This is a genomic window from Mucilaginibacter lacusdianchii (assembly GCF_009770985.1).
GTDB lineage: Bacteria > Bacteroidota > Bacteroidia > Sphingobacteriales > Sphingobacteriaceae > Mucilaginibacter > Mucilaginibacter lacusdianchii.
Genome location: NZ_WSRW01000004.1, coordinates 181,075 through 201,450, shown reverse-complemented (window position 1 = coordinate 201,450; position 20,376 = coordinate 181,075). Strand labels below are relative to the sequence as shown.

The window sequence follows — 20,376 nt, the reverse complement described above, 5'->3', positions numbered from 1 at the left end:
TTACCTAAAATACTGATTTCCAAACCCGAGCCTCAACTTTCAATGTCACCTCTACGGAACATCGAATATTCGAAAAAAAAGCGGATTAAAAAATAAAATTTAAAATTTGCAGGAGTGCAACTTTTGTCTTATGGGCTTATAATATCGTAGCTATTGATACAATAATAAGCAATTACACTTTCACTATTACACTAAAAGTTAAGATAATTTTTACGTTCTGTTAACGTGTTGCAACACCAAAATAACCTGGCACTTACATCGTTTTCACACCAGCATTCTATCAATTGTTAAGCCACAACCCTTACTTAAACGCGGTTAAAAATGTAATGTATTGAAGCAGCGGCGTATAATATTTTCCGGTAAAAACTTTAAACTGCCAGTTAATATAAAAAACAATGCAGCTATATACTATGGTATACAACTGCATTGACAGTGCTTATTGCACTGGCCATGAATTCAAAACTACAGGCTCTAAATTATTTAGAAAAGCTCTTCCAGGTCCCGGTGAATCATATCTGCCGCTATTTCGTACGGATTATTTTCAAGCTGGCCTAAATGGGTTAGCAGTGCCCGGCTTAAATCCAGTCCGGTGGCCGTTTCGGGCAAAGTAGCCAGTGTACTGTTTAATAAATTAATGGTGTCATCTTTTAAACGCCTAACCACAGCCCAGGCCCGGCTGCTCACATAAATTTGCTGGGTAATGTTATGCTGATACTCATCGCGCACTTCCTGCACGGCTATGCGGTATAATTCTACTGCCGGATAAGCGCCGCCGTTTAAGCGGATTAACAGATTAGACGGGTTAGTACGTTCTACAAATAAAATTACACGTTCGTAAGCTTGCAGCCGCAAAGGCAACGTTTGATTATCGGCAGCCTTTTTAAGTTCCAGCACCTGCAGGCGCTCGCTTCGATCCAGGTAAGGCTTAATCATATAAATGGCTGCCCATACTACGCCTAAACCGGCAACCGTTAACTTTACAATGTCTAGCAATAAGTTATAAAATACCATAAGTTTTTAAATGTTAGGCATGCGTCATAAATAGTGCAGCCACAACAAAACTCTGTATTTTAGTTTATATTTGTATAGCGTAAAATTAAAAATAACATGAGTACAGCTGTTGAAACTGCATTAGCACCAGTTAGTTTTACCGAAGGTGCGGTGAAAGAATTATTAAAACTAAAAGACCAGCAAGAGTTAGGTGATGATTTTGGCTTGCGTGTTGGCGTTGAAGGCGGCGGTTGTGCAGGTATGAATTACGTACTGGGCTTTGATCAGAAAAAAGAAGGCGACCAGGAATACAACGTTGAAGGCATTCGTGTTTTTATGCACAAGGCGCATGGTATGTATTTGGTAGGCATGCAAGTTGATTTTCAGGATGGTTTAAACGCCCGCGGTTTTACCTTTAATAATCCTAACGCATCAAGCACTTGCGGATGCGGTTCATCTTTTTCGGTATAATAGCTTACAAGCTATCAAAATAACAACAGCCGCATAGTATTACTATGCGGCTGTTGTGCTTCTAAGCGTTATCTAACATTATAAGGCAGCGTTTTCATTATAGCGCTTACACTGCTCAATAGTTTTAGTTATCCAATAACTTGTGTTAGGCGTGTAGCCACTGCTGTGATACTGCACTTTACCATTCCTGTCAACCACCACACTGGTTGGGTAGGTCTCTATATTATATTTAGATATAATGCTTTTGCCTTTATCGATAATGTGATATTTGAAAGTTGTATGGGCCAAAAATTCTTTTACCTCGTCAGGATTATCGGCAGGGATAGCTAAAAACACCACATTTGGATCATCTTTATAGACATCGGCCAATTCGTTTAAATTATTAATGTCCATCATGCTCGGCAGATGATTGAGATGCCAGAAATTCAGCACTACAACTTTTCCGACCAGTTCTTTTGAGTCAAATATCTGACTATTGACATCTTGTACTTTAAAGCGTTTTAATAATTCTCCGGTTTTAAAAAATGGACTTTCCGCCGGCTTGGGTAATTTTGCTAAAGCGTCCTCCCGTTCGGTTTTACTCAATTTTACAATAATTAGCGATGGTTTGTCATTAGCTGACTCAGCCACTTTTAATCCATAACGCCCTGATGCCAACATGTTATTCCAAGCGGTATAATTACACCGGTTACCTGATGAATCTTTGACGATGGAATGTTCATTAAGCTTAGACAGCTTGTAAACCTTTTTTGCGGATACAATGTTATTTTGAGCTTGAGCGACATTTGTAATTGCACTGAACGTCAAAGCAATAACGGCGGAGCGGAATATACTTTTCATATTATCATAAACAGTAATACTCAAATATAAAACCCCTTAAATGATGCTATACTACCCGATAAAGTGCACACTTCACCACTTATACACCACTACTAAACACATATTATTATACATATTATTACTGTTATCACTAAGCATAAATACTTACGGGCAACTTAAACCAGGATTTGATTCTAAAGAATATTTAGAATTGCTGCGTATATCGCGCAAGCAGATGGATACCGTAATTAAGGGTGATAAGGTTCCACAACCTATGGATCACCGCATGGTATACCGGTCGGCAGTAGGCCCGTTGCAAAACCGGTGGGATTTATGGGTTGATAATAATCATACAGCTGTAATAAGCATACGTGGTACCACTGGCTCGCAGGTAAGTTGGCTGGAAAATTTTTATGCTGCTATGGTACCGGCTGTAGGTCAGCTGCACATTAATGATACTACGAACTTTGCCTACCACTTAGCTAACAATCCTAAAGCAACGGTACACATAGGCTGGCTGTTGGGCATGGCAGATTTGTCTAAAACCATTATTCCGAAAATCAGGGAGTTGGCTGTTCAACAAGGTATTAAAAACTTTATCATTATGGGGCATAGCCAAGGGGCGGCTATTGTTTACTTACTGCGGTCGCACATAGATTGGCTTGAAAAAAGCGGACAACTGCCCACCGGGTTAACTTACAAAACTTATTGCAGTGCGCCGCCCAAACCCGGCAATACTTATTACGGATACGATTTTGACTACCTCACTCGCGGTGGGTGGGCTATATCCGTAATTAATGCCGCCGATTGGGTACCCGAAACGCCGTTTTCCATTCAAACTATAAATGATTTTAACAGTTTAAACCCGTTTGCCAATATTAATAGCGCGCTCAAAAGTCAATCGTTTTTTGTAAAGCTTTATGTAAAGCATATTTATAACCGGTTAAAAAAACCAGCTGAAAGAGCTGTTAAAAATAATGAAAAATACTTGGGACACATGGTATACAAGTTCATCAAAAAATCATTACCACAATTTAAGGAACCAGATTATGCACCCAACAACTTGTTTGTACATTGCGGCACACCGGTTATATTGATGCCCGATGATGGTTACCGGAAGCTATTCCCAGACAATCCAAAAAATGTATTTACACACCATATGTTCTGGCCTTATTACTATTTGGCCGAAAAGGAATATGCCACTAAATAAAAAATGCAGGTACCTGAAGTCAGGTCCTGCATTCTGTAAAGGATATAGTTAAATTGATAGGGCTTATCAAAAGCAGCCGTATAACCTAACGGTTATCATACTGTTCCTCGTAATACGTTTGATAGTGCCCAGATGTTACATCATTTAACCATTCTTCGTTGGTTAAATACCAATCTACTGTTTTTTCTAAACCTTCTTCAAAGGTTATGCTTGGTGTCCAACCTAATTCGTCTTTCAATTTGGTGGCATCAATAGCATAACGCAAATCGTGTCCGGCACGGTCGGTTACATAGGTAATCAGTTTTTCAGATGTACCTTGCTCGCGGCCTAATTTTTTATCCAGAATCTGGCAAAGCAATTTTATCAAATCGATATTTTTCCACTCATTGTGTCCACCAATATTATAGGTAGAACCAGATTTAGCGTTATGGAAAATTACATCAATAGCACGGGCATGATCTTCCACCCACAGCCAATCGCGCACATTTTCACCTTTACCATAAACCGGGATAGGTTTGTTTTGCGTGATGTTGTGGATAGCCAGTGGAATTAATTTTTCCGGAAAATGGTATGATCCATAATTGTTAGAGCAGTTTGATATGACAGCATTCATGCCGTAGGTATCCTGGTAAGCTCTTACAAAGTGGTCGGAACTGGCTTTAGATGCCGAGTATGGAGAATGCGGATCATAAGCAGTTTCTTCAGTAAACATACCGGTTTCGCCTAATGTACCGTATACCTCGTCGGTTGATACATGGTAAAAGCGAGTATCCTCATAACGGCCTTTCCAATGAAAGCGGGCAGCGTTTAACAAATTAACGGTGCCGATAACGTTGGTCATTACAAACTCCAGCGGACTGGCAATAGACCTATCTACATGCGATTCGGCTGCTAAATGAATTACTGCATCAGGTTGCTCGGCAGCAAACAACTCATCAATAAACGCCGCATCTACTATATCACCTTTTACGAATTTATAGTTAGGCTCATTTTCGATATCTCTTAAATTAGCCAGGTTGCCTGCATAAGTTAATTTATCCAGGTTAACAATGTTATACTCGGGATGAGATTTAACAAAGCGGCGCACCACGTGCGATCCTATAAATCCGGCTCCGCCGGTGATAATAATTTTTTTCATATCAGTATGTTATAAAGGCTTTTTAGCTATTGCCTGCTCCCATGCCCAAGCCGACGACATCATGGTATCCACACCCAGTTCAGCCCGCCATTGCAGCACTTGTTCTGATTTGGTTACATCGCCCCAAACCTGCTCAACATCACCATCACGGCGAGGGCCAATTACGTAGTTTAGCTTTACACCGGTAGCTCTTTCAAAAGCAGTTATTATTTCCAGCACGCTGGTACCTTTACCAGTACCTATATTAAACACATCGTATCCGGTAAAGCTGTCCTGCTCCATCAATCTCAGCGCAGCAACGTGGGCTTTGGCCAAATCTACCACATGGATATAGTCTCTTACGCAACTACCATCGGGTGTGTTATAGTCGTTTCCAAAAACAGTTACTTTTTCACGCTTACCTATAGCGGTTTGCGTGATGAATGGCACCAGGTTTTGCGGAACGCCGATAGGTAACTCACCTATCAGGGCCGACTCATGCGCACCTACCGGGTTAAAGTAGCGTAAAGATATTACTTTATACTTACTACCGGATGCCATCATATCCTGCAACATCTCTTCGGCAATTTGCTTGGTGTTGCCGTAAGGCGATTGTGCTGGTTTAACAGGTGCATCTTCAGTAACCGGCAGCTGATCTGGCTGGCCATATACGGTACAGCTCGACGAAAATACAAAATTTACCGGCTTGCCTGCATATGCGTTCAGCAGGTTTATTAACGAGTAAAAATTGTTGCGATAATACTTTAACGGAAACTGCACCGACTCGCCAACTGCTTTAAAGGCAGCAAAGTGAATAATACCTTCAATATCAGTTTCGGTGGCAGCCAGGTTTTGAACGGCAGCCTCGTCACATAAATCAAGCTGATGAAAAACAGGTTTGTACCCGATAATTGCAGTTAGCTGATCTAATATGCTGACATGAGAATTAGACAAATCGTCGATAATAACAGGCTCGTAGCCAGCCTGTACCAGTTCCACTACGGTATGCGAGCCGATGAAGCCCAAACCGCCGGTTACTAATATTTTTTTCATAGATGCGATGATAGATATTTTTTCTTACTATTTAATATACTGAGAAAACTCTTTGTGCTGAATTTCGTGCTCAGGCAAGCTTTTAAAGTATTCATAAGTAATTTTCAAACCTTCTTGTCTCGATACTTTTGGCTCCCAACCTAAAATAGCCTTAGCTTTAGTAATATCCGGTCTGCGTTGTTTCGGATCATCAGTGGGCAATGGTTTAGCAATCAGTTGCTGATCAGTACCGGTAAGCTTAATAATTTCTTCACCAAACTCGCGGATGGTGATTTCATCAGGGTTACCAACATTCATCGGTTGTACATAATCGCTTAACAACAAACGATAGATACCTTCTACCAAATCATCTACGTAACAGAAAGCACGGGTTTGTGAACCGTCGCCAAACATAGTCAATGGTTCGCCGCGCAAAGCCTGACCGATGAAAGCCGGCAATACCCGTCCGTCATTCAGTCGCATACGTGGGCCATAAGTATTAAAGATACGCACGATACGGGTTTCAACGCCGTGGAAGGTATGGTAAGCCATAGTAATAGCTTCCTGAAAACGCTTAGCCTCATCATAAACACCACGAGGGCCTACCGGGTTTACGTTACCCCAATATTCTTCGGGCTGAGGATTTACAGTTGGGTCACCATAAATTTCGGAAGTAGATGCTACTAAAATTCTGGCGTTTTTAGCACGCGCCAAACCTAATAAATTGTGTGTACCCAATGAACCTACTTTAAGTGTTTGAATAGGAATTTTCAGGTAATCAATAGGTGACGCTGGCGAAGCAAAGTGCAGGATGTAATCCAGTTCGCCGGGTACGTGTACAAATTTAGACACGTCGTGGTTATAGAATTCAAATTGCTCTAACTTGAACAAGTGTTCAATATTACGCAGGTCGCCGGTAATTAGGTTATCCATACCAATTACATGGTATCCTTCTTTAATAAAACGATCTGAAAGGTGCGAGCCTAAAAAGCCGGCCGCGCCTGTAATGAGTACTCTTTTTCTTACTGACATAGCTTTGTGAGTTTGGGGTCGTTAAGGGGATGAGTTGATTAATTTAATAATTTTTAGGCAAGCGGCAAAATAACTCAAAGGGGCTATTAATAATATGGTGAGTGATTAAGCAGATAACGCTGCATTTTGTTTGCACAAATTACAACGCTCCCTTCATCACCCACCATGTACTACCTTGCCTGAAGTACGAATTTAGGCAATTACCTTACGGCCAATAGAGTTATAGTAAAAACCACAGTCAATCATTTTATCCAAATCGTACAGGTTACGACCGTCAAAAATCACTTTGGCTTTCAATGTTTCTTCCACTTTGTTAAAGTCTGGTGTGCGGAACAATGACCACTCGGTTACAATCAATAACGCATCAGCCTCCTGAAGTGCCTCATAAGGATCTGCTGCGTAGTTGATTTTATCACCAATCAGGTTTTTAACATTTTGCATACCTTCTGGGTCAAATGCAGTTACAGTGGCGCCTGCTGCTACTAGTGCATCAATGATATACAAAGCTGGTGCTTCACGGATATCATCAGTTTCTGGTTTAAAGGCTAAGCCCCACATGGCAAAGTGTTTGCCTGTCAGATCGCCGTTGTAATATTTTTTAACTTTGTCTACCAATACTGTTTTTTGCAGCTCGTTAACTTTCATTACCGAGTTTAAGATACTAAAGTCGTATTGGTTTTCTTCGGCCGATTTAGCCAGAGCTTGTACGTCTTTAGGGAAACAGCTACCGCCGTAACCAATACCGGCAAACAAGAAACGTCTGCCAATACGCTCATCGGCACCAATACCGCGGCGTACCATATCTACGTCGGCACCCACCAGTTCGCACAGGTTAGCAATTTCGTTCATGAACGAAATTTTAGTAGCCAGGAATGAGTTAGCAGCATATTTAGTTAACTCTGAAGAACGCTCATCCATAAAGATGATTGGGTTACCTTGACGTACGTATGGTGCATAAAGCTCGCCCATCAGTTTGCGTGCACGCTCATCAGAAGTACCAACCACTACACGGTCTGGCTTCATAAAATCTTCTACCGCTACACCTTCACGTAAAAACTCGGGGTTAGATACTACCGCATATTCTATACCAGGTGCTGCATGCTGTTGCATTGCAGCGGTAACTTTATCGGCAGTACCTACTGGTACGGTCGATTTTGTTACGATAACTTTATAATCGGTAATAATTTTAGCAATATCCGCAGCAGCACCCAGCACGTATGACAGGTCGGCAGCACCATCACCACCCGGAGGGGTTGGCAGGGCCAAGAAAATGATACGGGCTTGCGCAATACCTTCGGCCAGATTGGTGGTGAAAGTTAAACGGCCCTGGGCAATGTTACGATGAAAAAGCTGCTCTAAGCCAGGCTCATAAATGGGTAATTTACCCGCTTTCATCATTTCAACTTTGGCCTCGTTGATGTCCACACACACCACCTCGTTACCTGTTTCGGCTAAGCACGTGCCGGTTACTAATCCAACGTAACCCGTACCTACTACTGCAATTCTCATAGTATTATTTTTCTGTTAGTTTTGTGAAAATTACTCTTATATCCGACGAATATAAGAATTCCATTTAATATGCTTATATTATATAATTTTGGTATTTGGCTATACCGTTTCATTATCATTATTGCATCAGCCTTTAACGTAAAGGCCAAAAAATGGTTATCTGGAAGGCGAACGCAAAATATTCACAAAACAATCGATTGTATATGGTTCCACTTTGCATCGCTTGGTGAATTTGAACAAGGTCGCCCGGTTTTAGAAGCTATTCGTGCGCATTATCCTAACCAAAAAATAATCATAACTTTTTTTTCACCATCGGGCTTTGAGATCAGAAAAAACACACCACTGGCCGACGCGGTGTACTACTTGCCTTTGGATACAGCCGCCAACGCACGTGAATTTATCAACGCTATTCAGCCCCGGTTTGCGGTGTTTACTAAGTATGAATACTGGTATCATTTTTATAAAGAATTGCATAACCGGCAGATTCCGCTATATGTCATCTCAGCGATATTCAGGCCCAACCAGATATTCTTTAAATGGTATGGTGGCCTGCATCGCCGCATGCTCACCTACGTTACGCATTTATTTGTGCAGGATGAGTCATCTAAAAGCTTACTGCAATCCATCAACATCAACCGAGTAACCATCAGTGGCGACACCCGTTTTGATAGGGTTTGGGCCAACGCACAACAGCCCAAAGAATTGCCTATTATTGCACAATTTAAGAACAATCAACCCTTACTAGTAGCTGGCAGCACTTGGCCACCTGATGAAGAGTTAATAGCACAACTGGCTGTATTTTATCCCGATTGGAAGTTTGTAATTGCTCCACATGAAATAGGTGCGGATAAAATTAACCGGTTGGCTAGCCTGCTACCCGCAGATAAAATAGTTCAATTTTCACAAATAGCCACTCTCAACAGGCCTTTAGAATATTATCAGATTTTAATAATTGATAACATAGGTATGCTTTCATCACTTTACCAATATGGTAATATTGCTTACATAGGCGGCGGGTTTGGTACAGGCATTCATAACACGCTCGAGGCAGCTGCATTTGGCATACCCGTTGTGTTCGGCCCAAACTATGAAAAATTTAAAGAGGCTAAAGATTTAATTGCCTTGCAAGCAGGTTTTACTATCAACTCACAACAGGAACTTGATTTGGTGATTGAAAAGTTGATTTCAGATGACAGCTTTTGTAAAGGAGCCGGTGCTAAGGCAGGACAATACGTAGATGAGCATCAAGGGGCTACGGCGGTGATTATGGAGGAGTTGAAAAGATAAGGTTTCGGTTATTAGCGGGCTTTATTGAGAGTTAATTGTGCTCCTATCGTTGGTTAGTGCTGCAAGTTTAACATCTTTTAGTATTAATAAACTTACATCGTCTGCTCATTGCCGCAGGGGCTAGATACTTTTGTCATAGCCACAAAAGTATCCAAAAAGGCCTAGCTGTTGCGATCACCTCTCCGCCCGCAAGGCCATCGCTGGCCCGGGCGCAACAGCGGGCCTTTGCCCTTCTTTTGTCATCCAATCTTTTTTTTCGAATTATAGCGTTAAGCAATGACAGAATAACTTAGAAAAAAAGAATCGGCATTCAGCTTCTTTCGGTAACTACTGTACTAAGTACAAGTACTGACCTAAGTAGAAAGAAGGTGCGGCCGAGAGGTTTCTTTTTGGTTACTTTTTCTTTTCCAGTAAAAGAAAAAGTAACTTCCACAGGCTGTGGTCAAAGAACATCCCCATCCTAACAGGGCACAACCCAAAGTCAAAGCATTAATAATAATACAAAAGCGTTTAACTACCCTACCACCAACTGCTCCAATGCATCAATCCACAACGGCGAATCGTTCAGGCTTTCAACCAGCTGAACTTTTTCGCCACCCAGATGGCGGAACTCTTCGTCGTACTCATCGGCAATTTCGTAGATGGTTTCCAAGCAGTCGGCCACAAAGGCCGGGCAAAACACCAGAATGCGTTTGTTGCCTTTGTTGGCTAGTTCAGTAATGATTTCACTAGTGTAAGGTTGCGCCCACGGGTCGCGGCCTAAGCGGGACTGGAAGGTAACAGTATATTTATCTTTAGGAATATTCAGTTTTTCGGCAATCAATTTGGCTGTAGCATGGCTTTGCGCACTGTAGCAAAACTTGTTTGATTCGGTAATGGTTTCGCAGCAGCTGGCTACCTTAAGGCAATAATTATGGGTATCATCGCCCTTTATCAATTGGCGTTGCGGCAGCCCGTGAAAACTGAACAGTATATGATCGTAACTTTCGGGATTGTGCTTAGCACCATTCTCAGCAAAAGCTTCAATCATGATATCGTTATCATAAAAGGAATTCACAAAGCTGATATCCGGTATAGCCTGCCAAGTACGTACAATTTCCATCACTTTATCATGTACAGAACCGGTTGTTGCCGATGCATATTGCGGGAATAAGGCAATTACTTTAATGGAATCAACCTGTGCTGCTTTAAGCTTATCTAAAGCAGATGCAATAGATGGGTTTTGATAACGCATGGCCAGTTCCACCTGATACTCGTCGCCCAAGCGCTGCTTCAACAGTTCGGCGGCCTTTACGCTATATACCATTAAAGGCGAACCTTCTTCGGTCCATATTTTCTGATAAGTTTTGGCTGATTTTGGTCCGCGGAAGGGTACAATAATGCCTTTCACTAAAAACGTACGCAAAGCCGGATTAACGTCAATCACACGTGCGTCCATTAAAAACTCATCCAGGTAACGGCGCACGTCCGACGTTTTCGGACTGTCTGGCGTACCTAAATTAACCAGTAAAACTCCTTTTTTTCCCATCGGTGCAAATATCCGATATTTTTTGTCAATACGGTGTAATACTGATTGGTTACAACGACAGGTTTATTCTTTCGTACCTTTTAACAACGCATAAATAGCCATAGCGTGTCCATGTCCCAGCTCAAATTCAGTTTTAAGCCAGTTGGTAATATCTCCGGCTTTTACACCTGATTTAATAGTACCATTCTCGGTAAAGCCTTTTTCTTGAGCCAGTTTTTTAAAATCTTCTGGCCCCTTACCTGTTTTTGCCTGGATGTTGTTGATATAAGCTTGAAATGACATGCCTTATGTGTTTGGGTTAACACAAAGTAAACAGATTTAGTCTTGCCAACAAAGGTATAAATACGACAATATGCGACGCTATTTACGACAAAGCCCTACTTTTTAGATTGCCATAACCGCCACCAAGGTGTACCCGGTGAGGCATGATGTTCATAATGATAGCCGAAAAAATAACAGGATAAAAAAGCAAATAAATGGTTTTTGTTTTGTGTGCGCGAGTGATGCTCATTATCATGCTCACCTTTATGCGGCTGATAAGTGCCGAAGTAAAATAACTGTAAGGTACTTAGTAACGATGGCACCACCCAAAACAGGATTAGATTAGGCTGCGGCATCCATATTTTAAGCACGTTAAACAAAGCCGCCATAAAAACTACCTGCCATATAGAAAGGTAATTGCGGATAAACCGAAAATACCAGGCAATAAAACTACCCTGATGATAATCCGGATCATCATCGGTATGCACATGCTTGTGATGCTTATGATGCTTGGTTAATAACCTCGGATACCAAAAAGCAGCGTATAAAAAAGTAGTAACATAGCCAACCAAGTTGTTTAAAGTTCTGTTGGGTGATACCGTACCATGCATGGCATCATGCGCGGTAATGAACAGCCCGGTATAAAGGTGCATTTGCAACAGAATAAACAGGTAAAGCAAAGGATTAATAAACGTTACCTGCCAGCGCATCAGCAGTATAGTTGAAGTTAGCCAAGCACCAATAACCAGCAGGGCAATCCATATGCCAGCCCCTCTCTCACCTAAAGGAGGGGTTTGATGAGCAGCAAATGAGTTTTTAACTGCTATATGTTCAGACGGAGTTCCCTGCATAACCTTAATCAATCAACACGAATCAACTTGTATTGTTCCTCCTTAGAAAACTAGAACACAATTAGTATCTTTCCAGTTCAGCTTTTACCTGCTCCATTAACCACATTGGGGTTGATGTAGCGCCGCTGATACCTACCTTATCGCCCGGCGCAAACATATCAGGACTCAGCTCATCTACTGCTGATACAAAATAGGTATTAGGATTATGCTTACGGCAAACCTCGAACAGCACCTTGCCATTTGATGATTTTTTGCCCGACACAAACACAATTTTATCAAACCGTGCGGCAAACTCAGGTAAATCTTTATCGCGGTTAGACACCTGGCGGCAAATAGTATCATTGGCCTTTACTTCGTAGCCACGGTTCAGCAGTTCGCTTTTAATACCGTAAAATTTGTCCGTGCTTTTGGTAGTTTGGCTATAAAGGGTAAACTTTTGAGGTAACTCAACATTATCCAATTCGGCAATGTCCTGAAATACCAAAGCTTCTCCATTCGTTTGGCCTTGCAAACCAATTACCTCGGCATGGCCATGTTTACCAAAGATTACAATCTTCTCGTTATCATCATGTGAAGTTTTGATGCGGTTTTGCAGTTTCAGTACCACCGGACATGAGGCGTCAATCAGCATAATGTTATTTTCAAGAGCCATCCGGTAAGTTTCAGGCGCTTCGCCGTGGGCACGGATCAGTACTTTTTCATTGTGCAAGCCTGCCAATTGCGAATGATCGATAATACGCAACCCTTTGGCTTTTAAGCGTTCCACCTCTTCATCATTATGTACAATATCGCCCAGACAGTACAGGTAACCATCTTGCTCCAGTATCTCTTCGGCCATATCAATGGCATACACCACACCAAAGCAAAAACCCGAATCTGCGTCAATCTGAACCTGTAACTGATATGCTCCCATAGTAATACAAATTTACGGTAAAAACCTGAGATATACAGCAAGCCTTACGTCCACTGCAACAAAGCGAAAAACACAAACTGCACCAACAGCAATATGGGTGCTACCATGTTTTGTGTTTTAAATTTAAATTGCTCAAATACAACTAAAAACACAGCACTTAACCCAAACCAGGATAGGTAATTTTTAAGCGGAATGACATTATTAGCCCAATGCCAATAATCAAAACGGATAGCTACCGGTTCTATTAACAAATCTAACACCACCAGCATACCTGCGCCAATCAAAACTCGCGCGGTTTTATTAATCATTCGGCTGCGCTGCAATGATACACCTGTTGCATAAACCAGTACAAACCAGTTTACGCCTATCATTAATGGGATATCAAATACTTTTGTACCAAGTGTTTTCCCGTATGCATAATCACCAAAAATCCAGTGCTTGTGTACGCCTATCCATTCGGCCACAATACCGGTAACAAATACAAATAGCACAAATAACAAAAACCGCTCGCTCATCCGGTAATGATTAGCCATAACTACTATCAGCATTAACAGCAAATGAAAGGGCACCAGTTGCAAAAACAATGGCCTAAATGCCGGTACCAGAAAACCCATCAATCCCACCGCATGAAACAAAATAATGATGATGATAGAAACTTTAACTTTGCTCATACTTATACCGGACGGCCTTTCCACAACGTATTTTTGGTTAAGTGGCTTTTAATGGCAAAAACTCCTACTACCACTAAGCTTAGCATTTGCAAGGGGTGCAGCAAAACGTTATACCATACTTTCTGGCCCGATAAAAACGAAATCATGATGCGGCTCAATACAATCAAGCTGCACATCATTATAATAAGCTGTATGTTAAGGGTAGATATAACCAGTAACGGGCCACCTATAATCACTAGCAGGTATAAAATAAAACCTGGAATACTGTAATTAAATGCGGCTAAAAAGTTTTTGCTAAATCCATTGATGGCATCGCTATAACCTGTATACATACGGCAGGTAATAAAACCATTGGCCAGCAGGCTTTCGCATTTAAAATTGGTTGATTTTACCATTTTAGTGATTTCAATATCCTCTACTACCTTGTCTTTAGCCATTTGGTGCCACCGGTGCGTGCGGTAATCACCAGCGTTAAACAACATAAACTGACCGCTTGCGGCTGCAAAAGCCGGATTTTTAGCCATATAAATTAACCGGATGGGCAATAGGTTAAGCAACACATAATGCATCAGTGGCACCACCAGCCTTTCACCCAAAGTGTCCATTACCTGGTTGGTAAATAAACTGAGCAACGCCAGCTTGCGCACTTGCATGCGGTGTACCGAACTGTTGATTAGGCCGGGATATATTTTTTCATCAGCATCTAAAAACAAGTAGTACTGCCCTTTTGCTTGTAATGCCAGCTGATGGCAGGCAAAGTTTTTACCCAGCCAGCCTTCTTTCAATGGCTGCCCTTTGATAACGTTAAAACGCTGCTTGCCGGTTGCAAAAGCGGTGCACAGGTTATAGGTTTGGTCAGACGAATCATCATCCAGCACAATTACCTCGTAGTTTTTATAATCTTGCTGCTCGATAGACTGCAAAAGCCGGATGATATTAGCCTCTTCATTACGGGCGGGGATTAAGATAGACACCAGTTCTTGGTGGCCTCTTTTAATTTTTCGAAGTTTCGGATCGGATACAAAGTTAAATACGGTAACAGCGAAACGTAAAATCAGAAACAGGAAAACAATAGAAATGGCAATAATCACCTTTTATACAATAATTTGAGTTTGACGCTGTTTAGCCTGCTGATAGTGTTGCTGATATAATTGCTGGATATCATCAACAGACGTACTATCGGCATTGCTGCTTTGCACATAAACGTTTATACCGGGCTTTTTGTGCTGAAAATATTCAATAAATGTTGCCGCAAATACATACTCAAACTTTCCGGCAGCCTGCTTAATAACCTTTACCAAGCCATTTTCAAACACCACCTCGTCCGAAAAATTGGAGTACAGCTTACCTTGTGGGAAAATAAGTACCAGGTTTTTCGGATCTTTCAGCAGTTCGGCCGCATAGTCCAGCGACTCGATCATTCCTCTTGAACTTTTGGTAATGGAAAAAGCTCCCATGTATTTTAAGAAAAATACGTCCCGCACGGTATCTTCTAAAATCATGATGTGAAACTTCTTCTTTAATAGCTTATAATTAAGCCAGTACAGCAAAAAGCCATCCCACCAACCAAAATGATTGGCTAACAGCAGTACTGATTTATTGGGATTAATCTGAATATTATTAAACTGAAACGTATAAAAATTCCGGCTAATGATTAAGCGGATGTAATGATGAAAAAACCAATGAATAAACTTATTTTCTTTAGGCCGGATCATGATGCGGAGGCAAGATAGATAATGTATTTTTTAAAACGTCCTCCTTTTAAGAGAAGAATAGACAATATTAGTGATCAACATTCACCTGGTCTATCAATGCTTGCTTATGGTGTGCATTGATATGTTGCTTTAACTTATCGTAATCAAAATCGTAATTGGTGCCACAATGGGTTAAATGCAAGTACACTGATGGTTTTAAACTTTCAAAGTAATCTATCAGTGCCGAGTAGTAGATGATCTGGCATTTGCCTTTTATCTTCTTAACGATGTAAGCAATACCGCGTTCAATATCAATTTCAGTAGCATGATTAGACACCAGCGCACCTTGCGGAAAAACAGTAACCAGGTTTTCGGGATCACTAAGCAAATCGGCCGCATATTGCAGCGATTGTACTACCTCTTTTGATTGCCTGTTGATAGAAAAGCCCCCTACCAGATTGAAAAACATGCGCTGTTGCAGATGATCTTCCTGCATCATGATGTAAAACTTGCGGTCCAGGTAAATATGAGTAAGCTGACCGGCCCAAAAGCCATCCCACCAGCTAAAGTGATTGCATAACAGCAAAATGGAATGGTCGGGTAGTATATCTATTTTATTGTACTCAAATTTATTAAAATCTTTACGCAGGCGATAACCTACATAAGGCATAAACAATTTGTGCACCAGTCCCTTCCGTCGGTGTGGTATCATGGCTTACAGTTTACTAAATACTCATCCAGTTGCGGTGTAACCATCCAGTGTCCCATCGGCACTTCATGTACCAAAGGTTTATCTAACCGGCTGATAAAATTAGCAGCGCCCGATCTTGGAAACAACATATCATATTGCCCAAATATCAAATGGCATTTAATATGATGCTCGTTAATAAGGCTTGTTATCTTAACCACATTGGGTTGTAACTGTTTGATGAGGTTAAGGGTATAATACACATCCAGCCGCTTTTGAGATGTATCCATTTCATGATAAGCAATTTTGTAAAGGCTTTCATCAATAAACCGCACTCTTTTCAACATTTTTAATACACCCGGTGCCAGCCAGTTGCTTTTGGTTACCCGCTTAAACAGGTATTTACCCAAAGGTTGGTGCATAATAAAATGAAACCCTTTATAAACCGACAGGCCATCGGGTGCCATTAAGTAAATCTCATCTATTAAGCCGGCAAATTCCTCGACCAATACCAGTGCTATGTTTGCACCTATAGAGTAGCCCATCAGGCTGATGCGTTGTCGCCCATGGATCTTAAACCATTCTTCCAGATAAGCTTTGATTAAAGGCTTGGGCATACCGTTTAATATTTCCGGTTCTTGCCAATTAATTGCGCTTTGGCCATGAAAAAAATGATCGAAACTATAAACGCGATATTCTGTCAGGATAGACTTTTGCAGCACCTCAAATTGCCGCCCCGTCATTCCATAACCATGAAAAGCCAGCATGGGCCTCGTGCCTGTGCCGTACTCGTAATAATGTACTTTGCCTAAATTGGGTAGCTGTAAAAATGCCATAAAGGGGCAATTATAGTTAATTTGATGTTATTTTGGATGCAGAAAACAGTTGAAGCTGCTAGGTGTTTGATAGCACAGCAGCAACTCAGCATATTTATATCTTTGCCCAATGCCTCAGCAAAAAGCGTCAATTATAGGGGCCGGTATTGCCGGTATTGCTACCGCCATTCGTTTGGCGGTAAAAGGATATGCCGTTGAGATTTTTGAAGCCAATGCCTATGCGGGGGGCAAATTGTCAGAATTTGAGCAACAGGGGTATCGCTTTGATGCGGGCCCCAGCTTGTTTACCATGCCGCAATATGTGGATGAGCTGTTTAAACTGGCCGGTAAAAACCCATCCGATTATTTTACCTACCAAAAGCTGGATGTGGTTTGCCAATACTTTTACCCTGATGGTAGCCAACTAACCGCCTATGCCGACCCTAAAAAGTTTGCCGGAGAGGTAATGCAAAAAACAGGAGAGCCGCCAGCCGCCACCAAAAAATATGCACGTAATAGCCAACGCATTTACAACATCACCAACCATGTTTTTCTGGAAAAATCATTGCACCGACTTAGCACGTTTCTAAATTTAAAAACGGTAAAATCGGTGCTCAGATTATTCCAGATAGATGCATTCAGGAGTATGAACCAGGCTAATCATAGCTTTTTTAAAGATAAGCGATTGGTGCAGTTTTATAACAGGTACGCCACTTATAATGGGTCAAACCCTTACCAGGCACCGGCTACGTTAAATGTCATTCCACATCTGGAACAACACTTCGGCGCTTACTTTCCGGATGGCGGCATGTATCAAATCACTAATAGCCTGGTAAAACTGGCAGAGTCATTAGGTGTAATTTTCCATTACCAAACACCTGTTACTGAAATTGTATTAGAAAACTATAAAGCTACCGGCGTACAAACTACCGAAGGATTTATACAGGGCCATATTATAATATCAAACATGGATGTTTGGTTTACCTATCGCAAATTATTGCATCAGCATCCTAACTTGTTTCCTGAAAAGATTTTAGGTCAGGAGCGCAGCAGTTCGGCCCTTATATTCTACTGGGGCATCCGTAAACAGTTCGCCAACCTGGATTTGCATAACATATTTTTCAGTGCCGATTATGAGGCGGAATTTAATGCAATCTGGAAACAAAAATCTATTTATCACGACCCGACGGTTTACCTAAACATCAGTTCCAAATACAAGCCCGACGATGCACCGACTGGGCACGAAAACTGGTTTGTGATGATTAATGTACCGGCCAATACCAATCAAAATTGGGATTCGCTGATAGCGGAAGCCCGAAACAATATCATTACTAAACTTTCGGGCATTTTACAAGAAGACATCAGTGCCCTGATAGCCAGCGAAAGCATACTCGACCCGCGCAGTATTGAAAGCCGCACCTCATCCTATCAAGGTTCATTATACGGCAACAGCTCCAACAACCAGTTTGCGGCGTTTTTAAGGCACGCTAACCGCTCGTCTAAAATCAAAAACCTTTACTTCTGTGGTGGCAGTGTGCATCCGGGCGGCGGTATTCCGCTGGCTTTGCTGTCGGCCAAGATTGTGGGCGATTGGGTAGAGGCTCCTCTTAAATAATCTACAAAAGAAAGGGCTTAAACCATTGTCATCTCGAAAGATAGTGAGAGATCTTTTGAAGCAAATAATATTAGCCTATCGTTGTCGAAAGATTTCTCGTTATCACTCGAAATGACATTTTATTTTTAAGCATATTCAAACATCCTTCCTTATAAGGAGCGTTTGGGTGAGGCCATTATTTTTGTTACGTTTGATAAGATATTTTGAGCTTCATGAAAAAAGGATTCTTTCTATTTATAGCATTCATAATTGGCTTTAACGCTTTTGCGCAAATCAAGCAAACGGTCAACAAATCATCGGTTACTTATGAAATCAAAAACATGGGTATAAAAACCGATGGCAAGTTTGGCGGCTTACAGGCCAACATCCGGTTTGACAAAGCCAAGCTGGATAGCAGCAGCATTGATGCCAGTATTGATGTAACCACCATAGACTCGGATAACGCCATGCGCGACAATCATTTAAAGGCCGAAGACTACTTTGATGTGGCCAAATATCCGCGCATTACCATGAAATCGACCAGCTTTAAACATAAGGGTGGTAACAACTTTGTTGGAATTTTTAATATAACCATAAAGGGCAAAACAAAAGCGGTTGAAGTACCTTTTACCTATACAGAAAGTGGTAGCATTGGCTTGTTTAAAGGCAGCTTTAAAATAAACCGGCGCGATTACGGCGTTGGCGGCAACAGCATGGTGCTGGCCGACGAAGCCACTATACTGTTAAGTGTAGAGACCAATAAGACATAAAAATTAATCGCATATGGGCAGTTGTATTAGTGCCATCGGAATTGCCAATCCACAAAACAAGGTAACCCAACAAGACGCTTACCAGTTTATGGTAGATGCATTCGGATTAAACCCTGACCATGCTGCCCGTCTGAAAAGTATTTACGATAACTCCGGCATCGACAGCCGGTATTCAGTTGTTAGCGATTTCGGATCGGATCGTGCCGACTACACCTTTTTCGAACCTACCGTGGATTTGGAGCCTTTTGTAACTACCGAAAAGCGGATGAAGGTATATCAGGAAAATGCCATACAAATAGCTTTGCAAGCCGCACATAATTGCTTTGGCAACTTTGAAACTGGTGTAATCGATCAGATTACTCACTTAGTTACTGTAAGTTGCACGGGCATGTATGCACCAGGGTTAGACATTGACCTAGTAGAACAACTGGGCCTGCCACGTACCACCGAACGTATTTGCATTAACTTTATGGGCTGCTACGGCGCTATTAACGGCCTTAAAACTGCCGACTATATTTGCCGGGCTAACCCTAATGCTAAAGTACTGGTGGTGAGTGTAGAACTTTGCACGCTCCACTTTCAAAAGCATAACACGCTGGATAATTGGGTTGCCAACTCACTATTCTCGGATGGATCTGCAGCTGCGCTGATTGAAAATACCGCTAACAAACTAAACCCGCATCCCGGTTTAGAACTATCAACTTTTTATTCGGAATTTATGCCCGAAAGCCGCGACGAGATGGGCTGGTATGTAGGCAATACCGGGTTTGAAATGAAACTTACGGCTAAAGTACCTAAGCAAATCAAAAAACATATCCGTGGCGTTACCGACCGCTTGCTGCAACGGGCCAACTTGGCTATCGAGCAAATCAGCTCTTACGCCATCCATCCGGGTGGCCGCAAGATATTGGAAGCGGTAGAAGAGGCGCTGGAATTACCAGAAGAAAGCAACGCTTTTGCATACGAAGTATTGCGCCAGTATGGCAACATGTCGTCGGCCACTATTTTGTTTGTACTGCAAAAAATGATGAAGGCTGGTAAGCTGGCCAATCAGCATGTGTTAAGTTTTGCCTTTGGTCCGGGTTTAACGGTTGAGGGCATGGTATTAAAAATGCAGTAACCTC

21 protein-coding genes are annotated in these 20,376 nt (G+C 41.7%); 6 read left to right on the top strand and 15 right to left on the bottom strand.

Going from position 1 to position 20,376, the window contains the following annotated elements; genetic code table 11:
• Positions 1-480: 480 nt before the first annotated feature.
• Positions 481-1,011 (bottom strand): DUF7935 family protein, encoded by a 531-nt coding sequence (locus tag GPM24_RS19505; protein ID WP_158828908.1) that lies wholly within the window; start codon positions 1,009-1,011, stop codon positions 481-483.
• Between the two features lie 96 nt (positions 1,012-1,107).
• Between GPM24_RS19505 and GPM24_RS19500 the strand changes: the two genes are divergently transcribed.
• Positions 1,108-1,461 carry a HesB/IscA family protein gene (locus GPM24_RS19500; protein WP_158828906.1) on the top strand — a complete coding sequence of 118 codons (354 nt, stop codon included), beginning with the start codon at positions 1,108-1,110 and terminating at the stop codon, positions 1,459-1,461.
• Positions 1,462-1,539: 78 nt separating this feature from the next.
• On the opposite strand, the gene GPM24_RS19495 is transcribed toward GPM24_RS19500, so the two are convergent.
• Entirely contained in the window at positions 1,540-2,301 is a 762-nt protein-coding gene (locus tag GPM24_RS19495; RefSeq protein ID WP_158828904.1) for a peroxiredoxin family protein, read from the bottom strand.
• Between the two features lie 40 nt (positions 2,302-2,341).
• Between GPM24_RS19495 and GPM24_RS19490 the strand changes: the two genes are divergently transcribed.
• Complete coding sequence (locus tag GPM24_RS19490) at positions 2,342-3,490, top strand: lipase family protein (RefSeq protein WP_199269808.1); 1,149 nt, start codon at positions 2,342-2,344, stop codon at positions 3,488-3,490.
• A gap of 85 nt (positions 3,491-3,575) precedes the next feature.
• On the opposite strand, the gene rfbB is transcribed toward GPM24_RS19490, so the two are convergent.
• The 4 genes from rfbB to GPM24_RS19470 form a co-directional block, all read right to left on the bottom strand.
• Positions 3,576-4,628, bottom strand: coding sequence for a dTDP-glucose 4,6-dehydratase (gene rfbB, locus GPM24_RS19485; protein WP_158828902.1), 1,053 nt, complete (start codon positions 4,626-4,628; stop codon positions 3,576-3,578).
• 9 nt (positions 4,629-4,637) lie between these two features.
• Positions 4,638-5,660: a UDP-glucose 4-epimerase GalE gene (gene galE / locus GPM24_RS19480; RefSeq protein WP_158828900.1), complete on the bottom strand. Its 1,023-nt coding sequence runs from the start codon at positions 5,658-5,660 to the stop codon at positions 4,638-4,640.
• Positions 5,661-5,687: 27 nt separating this feature from the next.
• The gene (locus GPM24_RS19475) at positions 5,688-6,671 is read right to left on the bottom strand and encodes a UDP-glucuronic acid decarboxylase family protein (protein WP_158828898.1); all 984 of its coding nucleotides are present in this window, start codon (positions 6,669-6,671) and stop codon (positions 5,688-5,690) included.
• 192 nt (positions 6,672-6,863) lie between these two features.
• Positions 6,864-8,180: a UDP-glucose dehydrogenase family protein gene (locus GPM24_RS19470; RefSeq protein ID WP_158828895.1), complete on the bottom strand. Its 1,317-nt coding sequence runs from the start codon at positions 8,178-8,180 to the stop codon at positions 6,864-6,866.
• 69 nt (positions 8,181-8,249) lie between these two features.
• Here GPM24_RS19470 and GPM24_RS19465 point away from each other — a divergent pair, with 69 nt between their 5' ends.
• Positions 8,250-9,467: a 3-deoxy-D-manno-octulosonic acid transferase gene (locus GPM24_RS19465; protein ID WP_158828893.1), complete on the top strand. Its 1,218-nt coding sequence runs from the start codon at positions 8,250-8,252 to the stop codon at positions 9,465-9,467.
• A gap of 514 nt (positions 9,468-9,981) precedes the next feature.
• Here GPM24_RS19465 and hemH read toward each other — a convergent pair.
• From hemH to GPM24_RS19420, 9 genes are all read right to left on the bottom strand, one after another.
• On the bottom strand, positions 9,982-10,995 hold the full coding sequence (gene hemH, locus GPM24_RS19460; RefSeq protein WP_158828892.1) for a ferrochelatase: 1,014 nt from the start codon (positions 10,993-10,995) through the stop codon (positions 9,982-9,984).
• A 63-nt stretch (positions 10,996-11,058) separates the two neighbouring features.
• Positions 11,059-11,277, bottom strand: coding sequence for a DUF4287 domain-containing protein (locus GPM24_RS19455; protein WP_158828890.1), 219 nt, complete (start codon positions 11,275-11,277; stop codon positions 11,059-11,061).
• Positions 11,278-11,372: 95 nt separating this feature from the next.
• Entirely contained in the window at positions 11,373-12,107 is a 735-nt protein-coding gene (locus tag GPM24_RS19450; protein ID WP_158828888.1) for a fatty acid desaturase, read from the bottom strand.
• Between the two features lie 61 nt (positions 12,108-12,168).
• Complete coding sequence (locus GPM24_RS19445) at positions 12,169-13,020, bottom strand: 4-hydroxy-3-methylbut-2-enyl diphosphate reductase (RefSeq protein WP_158828886.1); 852 nt, start codon at positions 13,018-13,020, stop codon at positions 12,169-12,171.
• Between the two features lie 44 nt (positions 13,021-13,064).
• The gene (locus GPM24_RS19440) at positions 13,065-13,691 is read right to left on the bottom strand and encodes a carotenoid biosynthesis protein (protein WP_158828884.1); all 627 of its coding nucleotides are present in this window, start codon (positions 13,689-13,691) and stop codon (positions 13,065-13,067) included.
• Between the two features lie 2 nt (positions 13,692-13,693).
• On the bottom strand, positions 13,694-14,782 hold the full coding sequence (locus tag GPM24_RS19435) for a glycosyltransferase family 2 protein (protein WP_158828882.1): 1,089 nt from the start codon (positions 14,780-14,782) through the stop codon (positions 13,694-13,696).
• Between the two features lie 3 nt (positions 14,783-14,785).
• Positions 14,786-15,406: a 1-acyl-sn-glycerol-3-phosphate acyltransferase gene (locus GPM24_RS19430; protein ID WP_158828880.1), complete on the bottom strand. Its 621-nt coding sequence runs from the start codon at positions 15,404-15,406 to the stop codon at positions 14,786-14,788.
• 67 nt (positions 15,407-15,473) lie between these two features.
• The gene (locus tag GPM24_RS19425; protein ID WP_158828878.1) at positions 15,474-16,097 is read right to left on the bottom strand and encodes a lysophospholipid acyltransferase family protein; all 624 of its coding nucleotides are present in this window, start codon (positions 16,095-16,097) and stop codon (positions 15,474-15,476) included.
• The gene (locus GPM24_RS19420) at positions 16,094-16,909 is read right to left on the bottom strand and encodes an alpha/beta fold hydrolase (protein WP_158828876.1); all 816 of its coding nucleotides are present in this window, start codon (positions 16,907-16,909) and stop codon (positions 16,094-16,096) included. The genes GPM24_RS19425 and GPM24_RS19420 overlap by 4 nt, the downstream gene beginning before the upstream one ends.
• Before the next feature lie 109 nt (positions 16,910-17,018).
• Here GPM24_RS19420 and crtD point away from each other — a divergent pair, with 109 nt between their 5' ends.
• The 3 genes from crtD to GPM24_RS19405 all read left to right on the top strand — a co-directional run bounded on the left by crtD (position 17,019) and on the right by GPM24_RS19405 (position 20,372).
• Positions 17,019-18,503, top strand: a complete 1,485-nt coding sequence (gene crtD / locus GPM24_RS19415) for a 1-hydroxycarotenoid 3,4-desaturase CrtD (RefSeq protein WP_158828874.1) — start codon at positions 17,019-17,021, stop codon at positions 18,501-18,503.
• 212 nt (positions 18,504-18,715) lie between these two features.
• Entirely contained in the window at positions 18,716-19,252 is a 537-nt protein-coding gene (locus GPM24_RS19410) for a YceI family protein (RefSeq protein WP_158828872.1), read from the top strand.
• 13 nt (positions 19,253-19,265) lie between these two features.
• A complete protein-coding gene (locus GPM24_RS19405; RefSeq protein WP_158828870.1) occupies positions 19,266-20,372 on the top strand; it encodes a type III polyketide synthase in 1,107 nt (368 codons plus the stop codon).
• Positions 20,373-20,376 lie beyond the last annotated feature (4 nt).